20 protein-coding genes are annotated in these 19,931 nt (G+C 64.4%); 15 read left to right on the top strand and 5 right to left on the bottom strand.

Annotated features, from left to right (window positions below):
- The first annotated feature begins 132 nt into the window (after positions 1-132).
- The 12 genes from cysG to ABID58_RS09215 all read left to right on the top strand — a co-directional run bounded on the left by cysG (position 133) and on the right by ABID58_RS09215 (position 11,356).
- Positions 133-1,557, top strand: coding sequence for a siroheme synthase CysG (gene cysG / locus ABID58_RS09270; RefSeq protein WP_354032401.1), 1,425 nt, complete (start codon positions 133-135; stop codon positions 1,555-1,557).
- Positions 1,554-1,871, top strand: a complete 318-nt coding sequence (locus ABID58_RS09265; RefSeq protein ID WP_354032400.1) for a DUF2849 domain-containing protein — start codon at positions 1,554-1,556, stop codon at positions 1,869-1,871. The genes cysG and ABID58_RS09265 overlap by 4 nt, the downstream gene beginning before the upstream one ends.
- Positions 1,872-1,882: 11 nt before the next feature.
- Positions 1,883-3,538 (top strand): nitrite/sulfite reductase, encoded by a 1,656-nt coding sequence (locus tag ABID58_RS09260; protein WP_354032399.1) that lies wholly within the window; start codon positions 1,883-1,885, stop codon positions 3,536-3,538.
- Complete coding sequence (locus ABID58_RS09255; RefSeq protein WP_148755246.1) at positions 3,525-4,040, top strand: DUF934 domain-containing protein; 516 nt, start codon at positions 3,525-3,527, stop codon at positions 4,038-4,040. The genes ABID58_RS09260 and ABID58_RS09255 overlap by 14 nt, the downstream gene beginning before the upstream one ends.
- 5 nt (positions 4,041-4,045) lie before the next feature.
- Complete coding sequence (locus ABID58_RS09250; RefSeq protein WP_502916397.1) at positions 4,046-4,768, top strand: phosphoadenylyl-sulfate reductase; 723 nt, start codon at positions 4,046-4,048, stop codon at positions 4,766-4,768.
- Positions 4,769-4,880: 112 nt separating this feature from the next.
- A complete protein-coding gene (locus ABID58_RS09245) occupies positions 4,881-5,894 on the top strand; it encodes a sulfate ABC transporter substrate-binding protein (RefSeq protein ID WP_354032397.1) in 1,014 nt (337 codons plus the stop codon).
- A 36-nt stretch (positions 5,895-5,930) separates the two neighbouring features.
- Complete coding sequence (cysT, locus tag ABID58_RS09240; RefSeq protein ID WP_187435321.1) at positions 5,931-6,767, top strand: sulfate ABC transporter permease subunit CysT; 837 nt, start codon at positions 5,931-5,933, stop codon at positions 6,765-6,767.
- Between the two features lie 11 nt (positions 6,768-6,778).
- A complete protein-coding gene (gene cysW, locus ABID58_RS09235) occupies positions 6,779-7,690 on the top strand; it encodes a sulfate ABC transporter permease subunit CysW (RefSeq protein WP_148755242.1) in 912 nt (303 codons plus the stop codon).
- Positions 7,680-8,717 (top strand): sulfate/molybdate ABC transporter ATP-binding protein, encoded by a 1,038-nt coding sequence (locus ABID58_RS09230; RefSeq protein ID WP_354032396.1) that lies wholly within the window; start codon positions 7,680-7,682, stop codon positions 8,715-8,717. The genes cysW and ABID58_RS09230 overlap by 11 nt, the downstream gene beginning before the upstream one ends.
- 91 nt (positions 8,718-8,808) lie before the next feature.
- Entirely contained in the window at positions 8,809-9,312 is a 504-nt protein-coding gene (locus tag ABID58_RS09225; RefSeq protein WP_354032395.1) for a CAP domain-containing protein, read from the top strand.
- 78 nt (positions 9,313-9,390) lie between these two features.
- Complete coding sequence (locus tag ABID58_RS09220; protein ID WP_354032394.1) at positions 9,391-10,566, top strand: DUF3734 domain-containing protein; 1,176 nt, start codon at positions 9,391-9,393, stop codon at positions 10,564-10,566.
- Position 10,567: 1 nt separating this feature from the next.
- On the top strand, positions 10,568-11,356 hold the full coding sequence (locus tag ABID58_RS09215; RefSeq protein WP_148755238.1) for a 3-hydroxybutyrate dehydrogenase: 789 nt from the start codon (positions 10,568-10,570) through the stop codon (positions 11,354-11,356).
- Between the two features lie 143 nt (positions 11,357-11,499).
- On the opposite strand, the gene ABID58_RS09210 is transcribed toward ABID58_RS09215, so the two are convergent.
- The 3 genes from ABID58_RS09210 to ABID58_RS09200 form a co-directional block, all read right to left on the bottom strand.
- Complete coding sequence (locus ABID58_RS09210) at positions 11,500-12,324, bottom strand: sulfite exporter TauE/SafE family protein (RefSeq protein ID WP_148755237.1); 825 nt, start codon at positions 12,322-12,324, stop codon at positions 11,500-11,502.
- A gap of 197 nt (positions 12,325-12,521) precedes the next feature.
- Positions 12,522-13,889: an oligosaccharide flippase family protein gene (locus ABID58_RS09205; RefSeq protein ID WP_502916392.1), complete on the bottom strand. Its 1,368-nt coding sequence runs from the start codon at positions 13,887-13,889 to the stop codon at positions 12,522-12,524.
- Positions 13,890-14,073: 184 nt separating this feature from the next.
- The gene (locus tag ABID58_RS09200; protein WP_354032393.1) at positions 14,074-14,913 is read right to left on the bottom strand and encodes a protein-disulfide reductase DsbD domain-containing protein; all 840 of its coding nucleotides are present in this window, start codon (positions 14,911-14,913) and stop codon (positions 14,074-14,076) included.
- Positions 14,914-15,055: 142 nt separating this feature from the next.
- On the opposite strand from ABID58_RS09200, the gene ABID58_RS09195 reads away from it, so the two are divergent.
- Positions 15,056-15,700, top strand: coding sequence for a YqgE/AlgH family protein (locus tag ABID58_RS09195; RefSeq protein WP_148755234.1), 645 nt, complete (start codon positions 15,056-15,058; stop codon positions 15,698-15,700).
- A gap of 132 nt (positions 15,701-15,832) precedes the next feature.
- Here ABID58_RS09195 and ABID58_RS09190 read toward each other — a convergent pair whose 3' ends face one another.
- Positions 15,833-16,720, bottom strand: coding sequence for a TauD/TfdA dioxygenase family protein (locus ABID58_RS09190; protein ID WP_354032392.1), 888 nt, complete (start codon positions 16,718-16,720; stop codon positions 15,833-15,835).
- Between the two features lie 238 nt (positions 16,721-16,958).
- Here ABID58_RS09190 and ABID58_RS09185 point away from each other — a divergent pair, with 238 nt between their 5' ends.
- Entirely contained in the window at positions 16,959-17,696 is a 738-nt protein-coding gene (locus tag ABID58_RS09185) for an SDR family NAD(P)-dependent oxidoreductase (RefSeq protein WP_354032391.1), read from the top strand.
- Between the two features lie 63 nt (positions 17,697-17,759).
- Positions 17,760-18,134, top strand: a complete 375-nt coding sequence (locus ABID58_RS09180; RefSeq protein WP_354032390.1) for a CsbD family protein — start codon at positions 17,760-17,762, stop codon at positions 18,132-18,134.
- A gap of 113 nt (positions 18,135-18,247) precedes the next feature.
- Here the strand turns inward: ABID58_RS09180 and ABID58_RS09175 are convergent, their stop codons facing one another.
- A complete protein-coding gene (locus ABID58_RS09175) occupies positions 18,248-19,927 on the bottom strand; it encodes an SGNH/GDSL hydrolase family protein (RefSeq protein WP_354032389.1) in 1,680 nt (559 codons plus the stop codon).
- Positions 19,928-19,931: the final 4 nt, after the last annotated feature.

The raw sequence follows: 19,931 nt of genomic DNA, 5'->3' as shown, positions 1-19,931 counted from the left end.
TGCGTTTGGAGGCGAATTTTCTATAGTTGCGCTGCAGAAGAGAAGAAAAAATTTTCTCTTTGCGCGTCAGAAACGACACATATATAGAAAATAATTCCAGTCAACCCCGGATGTGGGGGAAGCGAGTATCGCATGCGGTTCTTGCCGGTGTTCCTCGATCTCAAGGCCGGTCCGGTGGTCCTCATCGGCGCGGGCGAGCTTTTGCGCGCAAAACTGCGCGTGCTCGCCGCTGCCGGTGCGCGCATCCGCGTGCATGCGATCGACGGCAATCAGGACCTGGGTCTGAGCTCCGATGACGCGGCGCGTATCGAGATCGCGACGGGCGATCCGCTCACCGCCGATCTCGCCGGTGTCATTGCCATCGTCTGCGCAGGCGCGGGCGATGTCGGCGTGGCGATGTCGGCGCGGGCGAAGTCGCTTGGCCTGCCCGTCAACGTCATGGACGATCTCGAACATTCCAGCTTCATCTTCCCGGCAATCGTCGATCGCGGCGATGTCGTGGTCGCGGTCGGCACCGGCGGCACCTCGCCGGTGGTGGCGCGGCGCGTGCGGGAGAAGATCGAGGCGCTGCTGCCCGCGCGCATCGGCGAGCTCGCCGAGTTCATCGGCGGCTTCCGCAAGTCCATCAACGAACGTATCGCCGAGTTTCCGCTGCGCCGCCGCTTCTGGGAACGCGTCATCGACGGTCCGATCGGCGCCGCCGTGTTGGCCGGCCGCAAGGACGAGGCTGACGCAGCACTCAAGCAGATTTCCGATCCGTCCGCGTTCGCGCGCGCCGACAAGCCGGACGGCTCGGTGGCGCTGGTTGGCGCCGGCCCCGGCGATCCCGATCTCCTCACCATCAAGGCGCTGCGCGCGCTGCAGGATGCTGACATCGTCTTCCATGACGAGTTGGTCTCGCCCGAAATTCTTGACCGCATCCGTCGCGACACCGCGCGCATTGCCGTTGGCCGTCGTGTCGGCAAGCCCGGCATCGGCCAGGACGCCATCAACAGGCGCATGATCGAGGCCGCGCAAGCTGGCCAGCGCGTGGTGCGGCTGAAGGGTGGCGATCCCTTCGTGTTCGGCCGCGGCGGCGAAGAGGTGGAAGCGCTGCGCGCCGCCGGCATTGCTTATTCGATCATTCCCGGCATCACCGCAGGCCTCGGCGGCGCCGCTGATTTCGAGGTGCCGCTCACTTACCGTCACGAAGCGACCCGCATCACCTTCCTCACCGCGCATAAGGCGCGCGACGCAGAGACGGTGGACTGGTCGACGCTGACGGACACCAAAATGACTGTTGTGGTCTACATGGGCATGACCGCTGCGCCGGCCGTTCGCGCTGGTTTGTTCGCCGCCGGCCGCTCGCCGGAGACGCCGGTCGGCGTGTTCGCCCGCGTCACGCGGCCGGATGCGCAAAGCGCGATCGGCACATTGCGCGACCTGCCCGAGCTCGTGCGGCAGACCAATGGCGGTCCCGCCATTCTCATCATCGGCGACGTGGTCCGGCATGCCGGTTCGCTTCGCCGTCAAACACCCAACCAAATCATCTCTGACCTACTGGATGCAGCCGAATGACCTCCCCGCTTGAACAGAAGAAGATCAAAATCGCCGGCCCCTCGGTCGTAACCGCCAACCGCACCTGGGATGGCATCGTGGTGTATCGCACCGCCGCCAAGAGCTGGTCCGCGGACCTGTCGGAAGCCGCGATCGTGCGCAACTCGGACGAGGCGAAAGCGTTGCTTGCGGAGTCGGTCGCCGATGACGTCGGCGCGATCGGTCCCTATATCGCCCCGGTGCAGGTCGGAGCGGATGGCAAGATCGAACCCGGCAATCTGCGCGAACAGATCCGCCGCACCGGTGTGACCGTCGGACAGCCGGCCCAGGTTTAAGGCATTCTCTTATGTACGCTTACGACGAAATCGATCGCACGCTCGTCAACGAGCGCGTCTCGGAGTTCCGCGACCAGGTGAAGCGCCGCCTCTCGGGCGAGCTGACGGAGGATGAGTTCAAGATCCTGCGGCTCCAGAACGGCGTCTATCTGCAACTGCACGCCTATATGTTCCGCGTCGCCATTCCTTACGGCACGCTGGCGACGAACCAGCTGCGGGCGCTTGCCCATGTCGCGCGCAAGTACGACCGTGGCTACGGCCACTTCACCACGCGGCAGAACATCCAGTTCAACTGGATCAAGCTCGCCGAGCTGCCGGATGCGCTCGCCGATCTCGCCGAGGTCGGCATCCATGCGATGCAGACCTCCGGCAACAACATGCGCAACGTCACCTCGGACCAGTGGGCCGGCGTCGCGCCCGGCGAGATCGAGGACCCGCGCATCTGGTCGGAGCTGATCCGCCAGCACACCACGCTGCATCCGGAATTCTCGTTCCTGCCACGCAAGTTCAAGATCGCGATCACCGCGTCGGACCATGATCGTGCCGCGATCAAGATTCACGACATCGGATTGAAGCTGATCAAGAACGAGAAGGGCGAGACCGGCTTCGAGGTGCTCGTCGGCGGCGGTCTCGGCCGTACCCCGTTCATCGGCAAGACCATCAAGCACTTCGTCCATGGCCGCGATATCCTCAGCTATATCGAGGCGATCCTGCGCGTCTACAACCAGTACGGCCGCCGCGACAACATCTACAAGGCGCGCATCAAGATCCTGGTGCACGAGCTCGGCATCGAAAAATTCTCACGCGAGGTCGAGGAGGAGTGGCAGCACATCCGTAACTCCTCGCTCCAGATCGACGACGAGGTGATCGAGGACATCCGCTCGCGCTTCACCTATCCGAACTACGAGAAGCTGCCGCACATGCCGGACGAGCTGCGCCAGGCCGCGGCCGATGGCGACTTTGAGGCGTGGCGCAAGAACTCGGTCTCGCCGCACAAGGTGCAGGGCTACTCGATCGTCACGATCTCGCTGAAGCCGATCGGCGCGCCTCCGGGCGATGCCACGGCCGAACAGATGGATGCGCTGGCCGATCTCGCCGACAAATATTCCTTCGGGGAGATCCGCGTCGGCCACGAGCAGAACCTGGCGCTGCCCCATGTCGCCAAGCGCGACCTGCCGGCGTTGTGGAAGGCGCTCGACAAGCTTGGGCTGGCGACGCCGAACGTCAATCTGATCACCGACATCATCGCCTGTCCGGGTCTCGACTATTGCTCGCTGGCCAATGCACGCTCGATTCCGATCGCGCAGGAGCTGACACGGCGCTTTGCCAATCATGAGCTCGCCAATCTGATCGGCCGGCTGCACATCAACATCTCGGGCTGCATCAATGCCTGCGGTCACCACCACGTCGGCCATATCGGCATTCTCGGCGTCGAGAAGAACGGCGAGGAGGTTTACCAGATCACCATCGGCGGTCGTGCCGACGAGGGTGCTGCGCTGGGCAATCTGATCGGGCCCGGCGTCAAGTTCGACGAGGTCGCCGACGTGATCGAAGACGTCGTGGAAGCCTATCTTGCGCTGCGCGAGCGGCCCGAAGAGCTGTTCATCGACACGGTGAAGCGCCTCGGCGTCGAACCTTTCAAGGAGCGCGTCTATGCCACTCGTTAACGGCGGAAAAATCGCCGACGACAGTTTCGTCAAGCTGGCCGTCGACACGCCGCTGCCAGAGAGCGGCGACATCCTGGTGCCCGCCGAGCGGTTCCTGGGCGATGCGGACGCGCTGCTCAAGCGCGGCGGCAAGATCGGTGTGATCTGGCCGAACAATCGCGACATCGCCGAGCTCGTGCCTTATCTCGGCAAGGTCGCCGTCGTCGCGCTGGTGTTCCCGACCTTCCGCGACGGACGCGCCTACAGCCAGGCGCGGCTGCTGCGCGAGCGTTACAATTATCGCAGCGAATTGCGCGCGACGGGCCAGATCCTGCGCGACCAGTTCGTGTTCATGCTGCGCGCCGGCTTCGATTCCTTCGAGGTCAAGAAGCAGGCGGACGCGGAAGCCTTCATGCAGACCGCGAAGCGCTACTCGGTGTTCTACCAGCCGACCGGCGACGGCCGGATCACGGCGCTGCACCGGCGCATGCAGCTGCGTCACTCCGAAGGAGTCGGTACGTGAACGCCATGGCTGGTCAATTTGCATCCCAATCCACCTCGGTGCTGCCGACCGCGGCTGAGCTCGACCGCGCGCTGCGCGATGCCGCTCCGGCCGAAATCATTGCTGCCGCGCTGAAGACCGTCGGCCGCGATCAGCTCGCCGTGGTGTCGTCGTTCGGAACGGAGTCGGCCGCGCTGTTGAAGGTGATGGCTGATGTCGATCCGGCGATTCCGGTGATCTTCCTCGATACCGGCTGGCTGTTCGAGGAGACGCTTGCCTATCGCGACATGCTGATCGCCAAGCTTGGCTTGAGAGATGTTCGTTCGATCAAGCCGCTGGAGGAGGCGCTGAAGCGGGACGATCCCGATCAGGAGCTCTGGTTCTCCAATCCCGATGCCTGCTGCCGTATCCGCAAGGTCGAGCCGCTGGCGCGGGCGCTGAAGCCGTTTTCAGCGTGGGTCAATGGCCGCAAGCGGTTTCAGGGCGGCGTGCGCGCCGACATTCCGGTCGTCGAGGTGGATGGCGGGCGGCTGAAGTTCAATCCTTTTGCCAATGTCTCGCGCGAGGAGATCAAGGACATCTACGCGCGTGCCAAATTGCCGCAGCATCCGCTTCAAGCGTCGGGTTTCATGTCGGTTGGGTGTATGCCTTGCACCAGCAGAACGACCGAGGGCGAGGACGAGCGCGCGGGTCGCTGGCGCGGCCGCACCAAGACAGAATGCGGCATCCACACGATGAAGACTTCGTAGCACAGGCAAGCTGCCCGGCTGCGAACAAGAAAATCCGGTTCCGTTGACTTGAGCGCGTTTCGCCACGAGTTTCGCCTGCATGCCTTCGCCGACAGTGACGTCGTCGAGGTGAATGGAGATGGACATGATGCGTCGTATCGTTCCGCTCGCGGCAGGACTGCTCGTGACAGGATTCTTGGCAAGCTCGGCTCTCGCCGCTGACATCAACCTCTTGAACGTGTCGTATGATCCGACGCGTGAACTCTATGTCGATTTCAACAAGGCGTTCGCGAACGCCTATCAGAAGGAAACCGGCAAGAGCGTCGAGATCAAGCAGTCGCATGGCGGCAGCGGCTCGCAGGCGCGCGCCGTGATTGACGGGTTGCAGGCCGACGTGGTGACGCTCGCGCTCGCCTATGACATCGACGCCATCGCCGGCAAGGGCCTCACTGCAGCTGATTGGCAGAAGCGGCTGCCGCAGAATTCATCGCCCTACACGTCGACCATCGTGTTCCTGGTGCGCAAGGGCAATCCGAAAGGCATCAGGGACTGGGACGATCTGCTCAAGCCGGGCGTCGCCGTGATCACGCCGAACCCGAAGACCTCCGGCGGCGCGCGCTGGAATTATCTGGCGGCTTGGGGCTTCGCGCAGAAGAAATACGGATCAGTCGACAAGGCCAAGGATTTCATCGGAAAGCTCTATCAGCAGGTGCCGGTGCTCGACACCGGCGCGCGCGGCGCCACCGTGACCTTCGTCGAGCGCGGCGTCGGCGACGTGCTGCTGGCCTGGGAGAACGAGGCCTATCTCGCACTGAAGGAATTCGGCCCGGAGAAATTCGAGATCGTGGCGCCGCCGCAATCGATCCTGGCAGAGCCGCCGGTCGCGATCGTCGACAAGGTGGCCGACAAGAAGGGCACCCGCAACGTCGCCGATGCCTATCTCCAGTACTGGTACACCAAGGAAGGGCAGGAGATCGCCGCGCGCAACTTCTACCGTCCGCGCGATCCCGAGACTGCTAAAAAGTATGAAAACTCCTTCGCAAAGGTCGAGCTGTTCACGATCGACGATGTGTTCGGCGGCTGGACCAGGGCGCAGAAGGAACATTTTGCCGACGGCGGCGTCTTCGATCAGATCTACAAGAACTGATCGGGCGCTGTCGGAGGGGTTTGAACAGGGGGCCTGGTGAGCGCAATCGCAGCACGACGCCGGACATTGCCGGGCTTCGGTCTCACGATGGGACTGACGCTGACCTGGCTGTCCGTCATCATCCTGATTCCGCTCGCGGGGCTGTTCCTGAAGTCGCTCGAGCTCAGCCCCGAGCAATTCTGGAACATCCTCTCGAGCCGCCGCACCCTGAACGCGCTCCGCGTCTCCTTCGGGCTTGCGTTTGCGGCGGCCTGCGTCAATCTTGTGATGGGCAGCATCATCGTCTGGGCGTTGGTGCGGTACCGCTTCCCGGGCCGGCGGCTGTTCGACGCCATCGTCGATGTGCCGTTCGCCTTGCCGACCGCCGTCGCCGGTGTCGCGCTGACCTCCCTGTTTGCCGAGAAGGGCTGGCTGGGCGCGCCGCTTGCCGCGCTCGGCATCAAGGTCGCGTTCACGCCGCTCGGCATCTTCGTCGCCATGATCTTCATCGGCATTCCCTTCGTGGTCCGCACCGTGCAGCCGGTGCTGCAGGATCTCGACCCCGAGATCGAGGAGGCAGCCGGTAGCCTCGGCGCCAGCCGCTGGCAGACCATCATCCGCGTGATCCTGCCTTCGCTTGCGCCGGCGCTGCTCACGGGGCTCGCACTCGCCTTTGCGCGCGCGGTCGGCGAATACGGTTCGGTGATCTTCATCGCCGGCAATCTGCCCAACGTCTCCGAGATCGCGCCGCTCTTGATCGTGATCCGGCTGTCCGAGTTCCGCTATGCCGACGCGACCGCGATCGCCGTCGTCATGCTCATCGTCTCCTTCGTCGTCATCTTCGCGGTCAACCGGTTGCAGCGCTGGGCGCAGAACCGGGTCCCGGTGCATTGAGGCGGGATGCGATGACGATGCAGATCGCCGATTCCGTTTCGCTGTCTTCACCCGAGGCAAAGGCGCGCGCGCACGCCGCAGCCGCGCGCAACAATCTCCGCACCGAGCCCAAGGCGGTGCGCATCGCCATCATCACGCTGGCGATATTATTTCTCTCCGTTTTCGTCGTGCTGCCGCTGGTGCTGGTGTTCGCGCAGGCCTTCTCGAAGGGTATTCTGGCCTATTTCGACGCGCTCGCCGAGCCGGAGGCACTGGCTGCGATCAAGCTGACGCTGCTGGTCGCGGCGATCTCGGTCGTCCTCAACCTCGTGTTCGGCCTCGTCGCCGCCTGGGCGATCGCCAAGTTCGAGTTTAGAGGAAAAACCTTCCTGATCACGCTGATCGACCTGCCGTTCTCGGTGAGCCCGGTCATCTCCGGCCTCGTCTTCGTGCTGCTGTTCGGCGCGCAAGGCTATTTCGGCGGCTGGTTGAGGGATCACGACATCCAGATCCTGTTCGCGGTGCCCGGCATCGCGCTCGCTACCACCTTCGTGACCTTCCCGTTCGTGGCGCGCGCACTGATCCCGTTGATGCAGGAGCAGGGCACGCAAGAGGAAGAGGCTGCGATCTCGCTCGGCGCCTCCGGTTTGCAAACCTTCTTCCGCGTCACGCTGCCCAACATCAAATGGGGCGTGCTGTATGGCGTCCTGCTCTGCAACGCGCGCGCGATGGGCGAGTTCGGTGCGGTCTCCGTCGTCTCCGGCCACATCCGCGGCGAGACCAACACCATGCCGCTGCTGGTCGAGATTCTCTACAACGAGTACCAGTTCGTCGCCGCGTTCGCGATCGCCTCGCTGCTGGCGATGCTGGCGCTGATCACGCTGATCGCCAAGACCATTCTCGAACGTCATCTCGACGAAGGACACGACGTCAATGACCATTGAAGTCAAAAATCTCGTCAAGAAGTTCGGCAGCTTTGCGGCGCTCGACGGCGTCGACCTCAAGGTCAATGACGGCGAGCTGCTCGCTCTGCTCGGCCCCTCCGGCTCGGGCAAGACCACGCTGCTGCGGATCATCGCCGGCCTCGACTGGCCGGACTCAGGCGAAGTCGCCTTCAACGGCGAGGATGCGCTGGCGCAGGGCGCGCGCGAGCGCCATGTCGGCTTCGTATTCCAGCACTACGCGCTGTTCCGCCACATGAGCGTGTTTGAGAACGTCGCCTTCGGCCTGCGCGTGCAGCCGCGCGCGGTTCGCAAGGACGAGGCGACGATCCGCGCCCGGGTCAAGGAGCTGCTCGATCTCGTGCAGCTCGACTGGCTCGCCGACCGCTATCCGAGCCAGCTCTCCGGCGGCCAGCGCCAGCGCATCGCGCTCGCTCGCGCGCTTGCGATCGAGCCGCGCATCCTGCTGCTCGACGAGCCCTTCGGCGCGCTCGATGCGAAGGTGCGGAAAGAGCTGCGCAAATGGCTGCGCTCGCTGCATCATGAGATCAACGTCACCTCGATCTTCGTCACCCACGACCAGGAAGAGGCGCTCGAAGTCGCCAACCGCGTCGTGGTGATGGACAAGGGCAGGATCGAGCAGATCGGCTCGCCCGACGACGTCTACGAGACGCCGGCGACCGCCTTCGTGCACGGCTTCATCGGCGAATCCATCGAGCTGCCGATCCAGGTCGAGGGCGGCGTCATCAGGCTCGGCGACCGGCCGCTGCGGCTTGTCGCAGACGGGCTTGCGCCTGGCGCGTCAAAACTGTTCGTACGGCGACACGACATGCTGGTCGGTCCGCCCGGTTCGGGCGCCTTCGAGGGGGCGGTTCAGCATGTCCGGAATTTCGGCCCCGTGCAGCGAGCCGAGGTCGCATTGTCAGGCGGCGAGACCATCGAGATCGACGCTCCCCGCGACCGGGAACTGCGCGCCGGCGACACGATCGGCCTCGAGCCCCGCCGCTATCGCATATTTGCGGGCACCTGAGCGGGTCCCGACAGGTCGAATTTTCCTCAAAATTCACCTTTCAGCCACGGTTGGTATGCAACAACGGCCCCTCATTTGGGGGCCCCGATTCATGCGTGCTGCGGCCGCAATTCTCATCACTTTGCTTCTCGCCGGCTGCGCCGGCAATGAAGCGCCGGTCCAGCAGCCGTCGATGTATGCCGACATGTCGGTCCCGGGCGCCAAGCTCGATGCGCCGGCGGCCGCGATCATGATCTCGCAGTACCGCCAGAACAACGCTCTCGGCACCGTCATCGTCGACCCCGATCTGATGCGGCTCGCCGAATCCCAGTCCAACGCCATGGCTGCAGCCAACAAGATGGACCACGACGTCCGCGCGCCGCTCGCCAAGCGCCTTGTCGCCGGCGGCTATCCCGCGACCGTGGCGGTCGAGAACATCTCGGCCGGCTATCATACACTGGCAGAAGCGTTTTCCGGCTGGCGCGACTCGCCTCCGCACCGCGCCAACATGCTCAAGGGCGGTGTCACAAAATTGGGCATAGCGGCGAGCTATGCTCCGGGCACCAAATACAAGGTGTTCTGGACCATGATCCTGGCATCGACCGATCCCCGATAAGCCAGACTTGATCCCGGGATGCATTGAAGTCGCGGCAGACTGTCGCCACGGTGGCTCGCCTTCTGCTAATGTTCCCGAATGACCGATCATAGCCCGGAAGTCGCAACAGTCCCCGCGAAGGCGCAACGTGTCCTGGTTCTCCAGGGCGGTGGCGCGCTCGGCCCCTATCAGGCCGGCGCCTATCAGGCGCTGTGCCATTTCGATTTTGAGCCCGAATGGGTTGCCGGCATCTCGATCGGCGCGGTCAATGCCGCCATCATCGCCGGCAATGAGGGCCACACCCGCGTCAAGCGGCTCAAGGAATTCTGGGAGATGGTTTCCGCGCCGGTGCCGTGGAAGCCGATCGGCAAGAGCGACCACAGCCGCGAACTGTTCAATTCGACCAGCGCCGCGCTGATCGCCACCTTCGGCGTGCCCGGCTTCTTTACACCGCGCATCCCTCCAGCGCCGCTCTGGCCGCCGGGCAGCCCGCAGGCCGAAAGCTATTACGACACCGCGCCGCTGAAGAAGACGCTGGAGCGGCTGGTCGATTTCGACCGCATCAACGACCTGAAGACCCGCCTGTCGGTCGGGGCCGTCGGAGTCAGCTCCGGCAACTTCAAATATTTCGACAATTACGAGTTCAAGAAGCTCGGCAAGAAAATCGGCCCCGAGCACATCATGGCCTCCGGCGCGCTGCCGCCGGGCTTTCCGTCGGTCGTGATCGAGGGCGAGCATTATTGGGACGGCGGCATCGCCTCCAACACGCCGCTCGACTTCGTGCTCGATGCCGAGGTCGATCGCGACATGCTGATCTTCCAGGTCGACCTGTTCAGCGCGCGCGGCGATCTGCCGAATTCGCTGATCGAGGCCACCGAGCGCGAGAAGGACATCCGTTTCTCCAGCCGAACGCGGATGAACACCGACAAGAACAAGCAGATCCACAACGCCCGCCGGGCCGTGCGCGACCTGATCGGCAAATTGCCGGACTATCTGAAGAACGACCCGTCCGTCGAGTTCCTCGCGAAGGTCTCGCGCGAAAGCACCGTCACCGTGGTGCACCTGATCTATCGCAGCAAGAATTACGAATCCTCGTCCAAGGACTATGACTTCTCGCATGTCGCGATGGTCGAGCATTGGGAAAGCGGCGTGCGCGACGTGCATCTGTCGATGCGCCACAAGGACTGGCTCGAGAAGCCGCAGTCCGGCGAGACCATGGTGACCTACGATCTCACGGGGGACGTCACCGCGCCCCCGCCAAAAAGGAGCGAATAATATGGGTACTCTGTCAGGCAAGAACGCCGTCGTGACCGGTTCGACCAGCGGCATCGGGCTCGCCTATGCGCGCGCCTTTGCGGCTGCCGGCGCCAATGTCGTTATCAACGGGTTCGGCTCGCCGGAGGACATCGAGAAGGAGCGCTCCAAGATCGAGTCCGATTTCGGCGTGAAGGCGGTCTATTCGCCCGCCGACATGACCAAGCCGGCCGAGATCGCCGGGATGATCGCGCTCGGCGAGAAGTCTTTCGGCTCGGTCGACATCCTCGTCAACAATGCCGGCATCCAGTTCGTCTCGCCGATCGAGGAATTCCCGCCGGAGAAGTGGGACCAGATCATCGCGATCAACCTGTCCTCGGCCTTCCACGCCATTCGCGCCGCCGTCCCCGGCATGAAGAAGAAGGGCTGGGGCCGCATCATCAACACCGCGTCGGCGCACTCGCTGGTCGCCTCGCCCTTCAAGTCGGCCTATGTGTCGGCCAAGCACGGCATCGCCGGCCTGACCAAGACCGTGGCGCTGGAAGTCGCGACCAACAAGATCACCTGCAACTGCATCAGCCCCGGCTATGTCTGGACGCCGCTGGTGGAGAAGCAGATCCCGGATACGATGAAGGCCCGCAACCTCACCCGCGAGCAGGTCATCAACGACGTGCTGCTCGATGCCCAGCCGACCAAGGAGTTCGTGACGTCGGAACAGGTTGCGGCCCTTGCGCTGTTCCTGTGCAGCGACGATGCCGCGCAGATCACCGGCACCAATCTCTCGATCGATGGCGGCTGGACCGCGGAGTAACGGCGCACTCCTTGTCCCGGACGACACACCTGTAGGGTGGGCAAAGGCGCGCCAGCGCCGTGCCCACCATCTTTCTCCGATCGAAAAAAGTGGTGGGCACGCTTCGCTTTGCCCACCCTACGATTCCGTCCCTTGGTCGGGCCTCAATGGCTCCAGGCCAAAGCCGTCACGATCGCCGATTGCAGGTTCAGCTCCGCGAACATGATCTTGCCGGCGACCACGACGAGGACGCTGGCGAGCGCCACACGCAACACCGTCTCCGGCACGCGCGTCGCGCTGTAGCTGCCGAGGATGATGCCGGGCAGCGAGCCCAGCAGCAGCACGCCCATCAAGGCCCAGTCGACCGAACCGAGCATCCAGTGTCCGATGCCGGCCACCAGCGTCAGCGGCACCGCGTGCGCGATGTCGGAGCCGATGATGGTTGCCATCGGCAGGCGCGGGTAGAGCAGCAGCAGCACGGTCACGCCGACCGCACCGGCACCGACGGACGAAATCGAGACCAGTACGCCGAGCACGACCCCGGTCACGACGGTCGCAATCAGGGTGGTGCGCTCGCTGACCTGCTCCGTGCGCCGGCGATACCGCTCCATGATCGACTTGCGGAAGATCAGCGATGTCGCGGTCAGGATCAGCGCAAAGCACAGCACCAGATTGACGAGATTGCGCTCGGCATCGCCCCTGAGATCGAGCTTCCACAGCACCAGCAGCGTTAATGCGCTCGCCGGGATGCTGCCACAGGCAAGCCGCAGCACGGCCGGCCAGTGCACGCTGCGCGACCAGCCATGCACCACGCTGCCGCCGGTCTTGGTGGCGGCGGCATAGAGCAGGTCGGTGCCGACGGCGGTGGTCGGGTGGATGCCGAACAGCAGGATCAGCAGCGGCGTCATCAACGAGCCGCCTCCCACGCCGGTCAGCCCGACAAGCAGGCCGACGCCGAATCCCGAGGCGACGTAAAGCGGGTCAATCATGGTCTGGGGGAATCTAGATTTATCTCGTCAGTTGGGCAATACGACGTAGAATAAATTTCCCCCAGGGCGCAACTGCTTGGGTGGAATAAGAAAAATTGTGCTCCGAGCTGGAAATCGGCAGGTGTTTCGCGCTGTCCTTGGGGTCGTTGCGAAACAGCCATTCCCCGAGGGGGCGGCCCAGGACGAGCGCGTCGTACCTATTTACCAAACGCCAGCACGTGCAGCCCCAGGCGCTGCCGCACGATCCAGAACAGCAGCACTGTCTCGAAGGTGAGCGAGATCGAGGTCGCGGCCGCGGCGCCGTGGCCGCCGAAGCGCGGCACCAGCGCGATGCAGAGCACGACATTCATTGCGAAGGCCAGCGCGTAGGCCAGCGCGCAGATCTTCTGTTGCCCGAGCATGTTGAGCAGGCGCTCAACCGGGCCGATCGCGGCGCGCACCACGAGGCCGATCGCGGCGACGAACATGATGTCGTAGCCGACCACGAATTGTGGCCCGAACAGCCAGAGCAGCGGCTTGCCCAGCGCCAGCAGCACGGCGGTCGCCGCCAGCGACGGCCAGAACGTCCAGTTGATGGCGTGCGCGACATAGGCCGACAGCCGCGCCTTGTCTCCGAGCGCATTGTATTCGGCGAAGCGATGCGCCGTCGTTGCCGACATCGCGTAGTGGATAAAGGACACCAGCGCCAGCGTCTTCACCACGGCAAAGTAGACGCCGACCTCGTCGGACGGGCGGAACTGCTGCAGCACCAGCACGTCGGTGTAGGACAAGAGCAGGTAGAAGCTTTCGACCAGCAGGATCGGCAGCGAGACCGCGAGCCAGCCGCTGATGTCATAGGCCTTGGGGCCGGGCGCGACGTGATCGGCGAGCGCGCGGTTCAGCACCACCATCTGCCCGGTCATCGCGATCCACACGGCGCCGGCGCTCGCCACCATCGCGGCGATCGCGCCGAGATGATAGCCGAGCAGGAAGGCGCAGGCCGTGATGCCGATGATCAGCGCCTGGCGGATGATGAATTGCGGCATCAACCCAAGCTGCATCCAGTCGTGCGAGCGCGCGATGCCGTCCTGGGTGTTGGCGACGACGAAAGCGGGCAGCGTCATGCAACCGATATAGAGCGGCAGCTCCTCGGCCGGATCGATCCAGGGCGACAGCAGTTTGACAATTCCGGCAAGGCCGAGCGAGACCAGCGTGGAGACGGCGAAGGTGAGCCAGCGACTGCCGGAGAGAAAGCCGCGCAATAGCGCATGGTCACCGCTGGCGCGATATTCGGGAATGATCTTTTGCGCGGAAGCCGAGATGCCGAAATCCATCATGCTGCCGAGCAGCAGCACCCAGGTCCAGACATAGACATAGATGCCGTAGTCGGAGGTCCCCATCCAGCGTGCGAGCAGGATCTGCGAGAAATAGGCGAGGCCCGCGCTGATGACGCGTATGATGAAGATGGTGCCGGCCAGCCGCCGCGTCAGCGACGCTTCGCTCGAGCCGCCCGTCAGCCTGGCGCGCAGCCGCGCGATCAGCCCGGCCGGTCTGGTCGTTGCGGGTTCTGCATCCATCACGGCCACGTCGAGATCCCCGGGCGTCCCGCATGCTCCGGCAGGCTTGATGCGGTGGTCCCGGGGATTAGCAAGGATTCGTTAAGATTCGGTTGGGTGTGCGTCCCATCCTCGATGTCCTCGACAAGTGTAGCTCCTGGCAACGCGTAGCGTTGTCCGGCGCGGAGCGCAGATCCGGGACGACAGCTCAGACTCACTCCAACTTCGTATTGAACTCGTAGGATTTCTCCGCCCCCACCAGCGTGAACTTCAACGCTGCACCGTCGGGCTTGGCGCCCGGTGGCAAGTCGTCGAGCTCGAAGGAAAATCGCTTCACGCCGGGCGGGCTGTGCGCGACCGGATCAGGAATGGGCAACGACCACTCGGGCGTCGGCCCTTCCACGAACAGATTGACGTTGCTGTTCTCAGGCGCAACGACGTCGACCACCACGTTCTTGGGACCGTCGCGCTTGACGTCGCGGATGGTCAGCGGATTGGCATCGCCGATCGTGGCGGGCTTCGGCACGGTGTCGAGCGCCGCGCGCAGATTGGCATCCTCGGTCGAGGCGACGTTGTTGAAGCCGAGCTCGACATTGGCCTCGACGGGAATGCAGAGCTTTTCGCAGACCGCGTAGTTGATCTCGGCGCGCAGCGTCACCGGCTTGTCGGCGGCCTTGGCGACGATGCGCAAGGGCAGCACGATCTGGTCGTGATAGCCGATCGAATGGCCGCCCGCGCCGTCGTCGAACTTCAGCGGCGCCGGCCACATCACGGTCACCGTTTCGACATTGTCCGACTTGGAGAAGTCGAACCGCGGCGGTACGCCGGAATCGCCCGGCATGCGCCAATAGGTCTTCCAGCCGGGCTGGAGCTGGAAAGCGATACCGCCGAGCAGGACCGCGCCGCTGCGCGATCCCGCGAGCAACCGCACCGCGGAATGGCCGTCGCGCTGCCACGGTGAAGCATCGCCGGCATGGGCACCCATCGCCAGCGACGACGCAAGCAAGGTTGTCGCGACGCCAATCGCCGCATGCAGGGGAACTCTTGTCAGCATGGCACGTCTTTACAGGGTCGTTCCGGGGCAAACCATTGAATTGCTTGTGATGGATGCACTTGATTCAGGTCTCTGCAAGCCTTGATTTGACAGCAGGTCGGCCCGACATCAGGATAGGAATTGAACCCGGAGTGCTTTATCCATGGCTCCCACAGGCAAGAGGACGGGCGAAAGCACCCGCGGGGCGGGCCCTGCGCCCCCCAATTCGGCCGGCTATCTCGACGGCCGGCTCCTGATCGCGATGCCTGTCATGGGCGACTCCCGCTTCGAGCGCTCGGTGATTTACCTTTGTGCGCATTCGGCCGAGGGTGCGATGGGCATCATCGTCAATCATCCGGCCGGCAGCATCGATTTCCCGGAGCTGCTGGAGCAGCTCGGCATCGTCAAGAAGGGCGAGCACATCAAGCTGCCGCAAAATGCCGAAAGCATGAAGGTGCTGGCCGGCGGCCCGGTCGACACCGGCCGCGGCTTCGTGCTGCATTCCAGCGATTTCTACATCGAGCACGCGACGCTGCGGATCGATGACGGCGTCTGCCTCACCGCGACCGTCGACATCCTGCGCGCGATCGCCAATGGCTCCGGCCCCAAGCACGCCATCCTCGCGCTCGGCTACGCCGGCTGGGCGCCGGGCCAGCTCGAGACCGAGATCCAGAGCAATGGCTGGCTGCACTGCGACGCGGATGCGGATCTGATCTTCGGCGACGACGTCGACGAGAAATACGGCCGCGCCTTGCGCAAGATCGGCATCGATCCCGGCATGCTGTCGAACGAGGCCGGGCACGCGTAGCCTCATTCTCCGCTGTCATGCCCCGCGAAGGCGGGGCATCCAGCACGCCGCGGCCTATCGATTCTCGCAACCGTCTCGGAGTACTGGATCGCCCGGTCAAGCCGGGCGATGACAGCAGTTGTTGACGCGCGCCTACTCCGCCGCCTGCTGCTGCACCGTCGGCTCGGTCCCCGCCACCGTCGCGCGGCGCATGTCGCGCGGCTGCGACTGGTCGTAACGGCGGACGCGGTGCATAGTCTGGCGGTTGTCCCACATCACGAGATCATGCAGCTTCCATTTGTGGACGTGGACGAATTCTGCTTGCGTCGCGTGCTCGTTGAGATCGCGCAGCAAGAGCCGTCCCTCCGGCACGCTCATGCTGACGATCTTGCCGGCATGCGATGAGAGATACAGCGACTTGCGGCGATGCACGGGATGGGTCCGCACCAGCCGCTGCAGCACCGGCTTGAACATCGCTTTCTCGTCGTCGGTATATTCGGTGAAGCCGAGCGATCCGCGCGAGTACATCAGCGAGTGCTCGCAGACGAGGTCGTCGATCTCGGTCTTGGTTTCGTCGTCGAGCGCGTCGTAGGCCGCGCGCATGTCGGCGAATTCGGTGTTGCCGCCCTTCGGGTTCACCACGCGCGCCGACAGCAGCGAGAATTTGGCCGGGATCGGGCGGAACGAGCTGTCGGAATGCCACAGGCAGTTGCCGAGATTGAACAGGTGCGCGCGGCTGTCTTTTGCCAGCGGCTTGCCGTCCTTGCCGAGATTGGAGACGTCGTTGAGGCCGGATTGCAGCCGGTAGTCTTTTTCCTTCGTCACCGTGCCGCCGCGTGCATCCTCGCGTTGACCGAAGTTGAGCGCGAAGGCCATCTGCTGCTCATCGTTGATGTCCTGGTCGTGGAAGACCAGCACCGCGTATTTGTCCATGGCGGCCTCGACCTCGCGGGCCTCATCCGGTGTGAGAGGCTGTCGCAGGTCGAGGCCGGAAACCTCGCCGACAAAATGCTTCTGAAGCTGCCGGATGGCGATCGTCATGGCGTCTCTCCCGCGAACCGCGAGCGGTTGGCCCCGCTCTGTCGGTGAAAAAGCTACTCGGAGGCCGGTTGATGTCAACGCCGGCCGTGCATGGCTCTTACGCGTTCCGCGCCATCAACCCGCCGTCGACCAGGGATCACGTTGCCGGCCTTGGGCTCTTGTTTCTTGTTCCGAGATCGACAAGGCTTGCATCGATCCGCAGGCAGTTCAAACGAGCAAAACAAAAGGGGAGGCCGCGATGGCGAACGAGCTCGATTTCTCAGGCAAGCGGGTTCTTGTCGTCGGCGGTTCCAGCGGAATCGGCAACGGCATCGCGCAAGCCTTTCGCACGAGGGGCGCGGATGTTGCGGTGTGCGGCACGCGTGCTCGGCCCACGGAATATTCGGCGGAGGAGGGCTCCGATCTCACCGGCCTCGCGTATGCGCAGCTCGACGTCAGCAATGCGAGCGCGATCGAAGCGTTCAAGCCGTCGTTCGACCGGCTCGATATTCTGGTGCTCGCGCAAGGTGCGGTGATCTATCGCCGCGGCGAGTTCGAGATGGCGGGCTTTCGCACGGTCGTCGAGGTCAACCTGATGAGCCTGATGGCGTGCGCGACGCGATTTCATTCCATGTTGCGGGATGCGAAGGGCGCGCTGATCATGGTGTCGTCGACAGCGGCCTATCATTCCACCATGGGCAATCCCGCCTACAACGCCTCGAAGACCGGCGCGGTCGGATTGACGCGGACGCTGGGCGAGGCCTGGGCCGAGGACGGCATCCGCGTCAACGGCATCGCGCCCGGTCTCGTCGACACCAAGATGACGAAGGTGACGACCGACAATCCCAAGCGGCTCGAAGGCGCGCTGGCGCGCATTCCGCTGCGGCGATTGGGCACGCCGGCCGACATGGCAGGGGCGGCGCTGTTCCTGGCGTCGCCATTGTCGTCGTACATTATCGGCCAGACACTGGTCGTCGATGGCGGGCTCATTCTCTAGGCATGCAACGGAACCGCGTTGCTTCTGATCGGTTACTCCGGCTGATCACCGAGGAGGATTATCATGGACGCGGATCGGATTATCGGATCAGCCAAGGAAATGGCGGGCGGCGTGGAAGGCACTGTGGGCGAGATGGCCGGAGACGCGAAGACCCAGGCTTCAGGGAAGGCGCGCGAGGCCGCCGGCACCGTGCAGAACCTGTACGGTCAGGCGAAAGATGCGGCGCGCGATGCTACGGACACCGCCGCGAACTACGCCAAGGAGGCCTATGAAGCAGGCCAGGACACGTTCCGCGATGGCTCGCAGGCGATCGCGCAGAAGGTGCACGACAACCCGCTCGGCGCGCTGCTCGTCGCCGGCGGCATCGGCTTCGCGCTCGCGCTGCTGATGTCGCGTCCCGCCCGTCGCCCGCCGCCACGCTGGCGCTATTACGGCTGAGCCGGCATTCCGGGGCGCGCCTTTGGGCGCGAGCCCGGAATCCATGTATCGACATTGATTGTGGCACGATGGATTCCGGGTTCGCGCCAAGCAGCGTGCCGGAATGACAGCGACTAGCGAAACACTTCCGCCGAACGCCCGACGTTACCGGGCGGACGCGGGATCGCGGGATTGGGATTCGGATTGCGCGGGGCCGGCGCGAATTGCCGCGGCGGTGGCTGCGGCGCGCCGAAGCCGAAGAAATCGCGAATTGACGGCGTCGCCTGAGCCGGCTGCTGCTGCGGCGCCGGCTTCTTCGGTGCGAGCTTGGGCGGTGCGATTGCAGCGGCAGCGCCCGGCGTGCCGGGAGCCGAAGCACCACCCTCAGGCGTCGTCGCCGCCATCGGCGTATCGCCCTTGGCCTGCTCGCGACCAACTTCGCGGCGCGGCCAAGCATAATCGTCGGCGCGGCCTGCGGGCGCTGCCAGCGGCTCGCCCTTCACCAACGTCTTCGCAGCGAGTGCATCGACGGCGGCGGGGCGCGTCCCCGGTCCACCCAGCAATTGATCGGTCGAGATCGAGGCCGCGACCAGTGGCACGATCGGGCCTGCGAGCGGCCGCGGCGCGGGCTTGCCGGGTTCGGCGCTGGTGTCCGGCGTCCCCGGCTCGCTCGGCAGCGCGATCGGGCCGGAGCGTCCCGCCAGCAGGCGCGTGATCTCGCGTTCGACATAATGGGCGAGCTTTCGCGCACCCGGCTTGGTGAAGTAGACGCCGTCACCGCTGCGCAGCTGGCGGATTTGGCCTTCGAAATCCGGGCCCTTCTGCAGGAAGCGGCCGGCTTCGTCGACAAAGCCGTCCCAGACATCGACATAGGTGATGCCGGCCTTGGCCGCGCCCTCGCGATAGAGCGAATCCAGGAACAGCATGTCCGCGGTGCCCTTCGGTCCGCGGATCGCGGGCAGGCCGACCCAGAGCACCGGCACGCCCTTGGCCTTGAGGACGTTGGCGAGCTCCTCGATCTTCTTGCCGTAGAGCTCGACCCAGTGGTCGTCGCGGAATTCGTAGAGGCCGTTCGGATTGCGCGCGGTCTTTTCGGGCGCGGCGGCCGGCGCATCGGCGTTATCGGCATCGTCCTGCGGCAGGTCGGTGTCCACTGGCTTGTCGTCAGGCTTGGCGGCGGTGTCGGGCTTGGCGTCGCCGGGCTTGGCCGGCGGCTTGGCCTTTGCGCCCTTGTCGTTCTTCTTGTCCTTGTCGGTCGCCTTGTCGGATTTGTCTGCGACAGGCTCGCGGATCGAGATGCGGTCGTTGAGGCCGAGCATGACGACGATGATTTCGGGCTTTTCGGTCTCGAGGATTCCCTTCGCAGCAGCCGTCCAATCCGAGGGCTCACCCTTCGGCTGGTATTTGATCAGGCCGGACGTCGTCTTGTGCTTGCGGATCACGCCCATGTCGGGCTGCTCGGTGTAGGCGTCTTCCAGGCCGTAGGCGAGCCAGTCGGCCATGGCGTCGCCGATCACCAGCACGTTCTTGTCGGGGATCGTGTCGCGCTTGGCGGGCGAAGGCGCCCGCGAAAAATCCTGGCGCGGGGCCTGCTGTTGCTGCTGCTGGAACGGTTGGAAGAAATCGCCGCCGAACCAACCGCCCCCACTGCGCGGCGGGGCCTGGCGCTGCGGCGGGCCACCGAAGCCGGGGAAGTTGAAGAACTGCGCCGAAGCCGGTGCCGCGACCCCGACCATGATCGCAAGCGCCGTCCCCAGCGCGATCAACGGGCCGGTCTCGGTCAGCGCCTTGAAGAAAGATTTTGGCTTCGACATGCGA

The sequence above is a fragment of the Bradyrhizobium sp. S3.2.6 genome, assembly GCF_040546885.1.
Classification (GTDB): Bacteria; Pseudomonadota; Alphaproteobacteria; order Rhizobiales; family Xanthobacteraceae; genus Bradyrhizobium; species Bradyrhizobium cytisi.
Note: the sequence above shows the minus strand (reverse complement) of the source record. Positions and strands in the feature narration are given on the sequence as shown.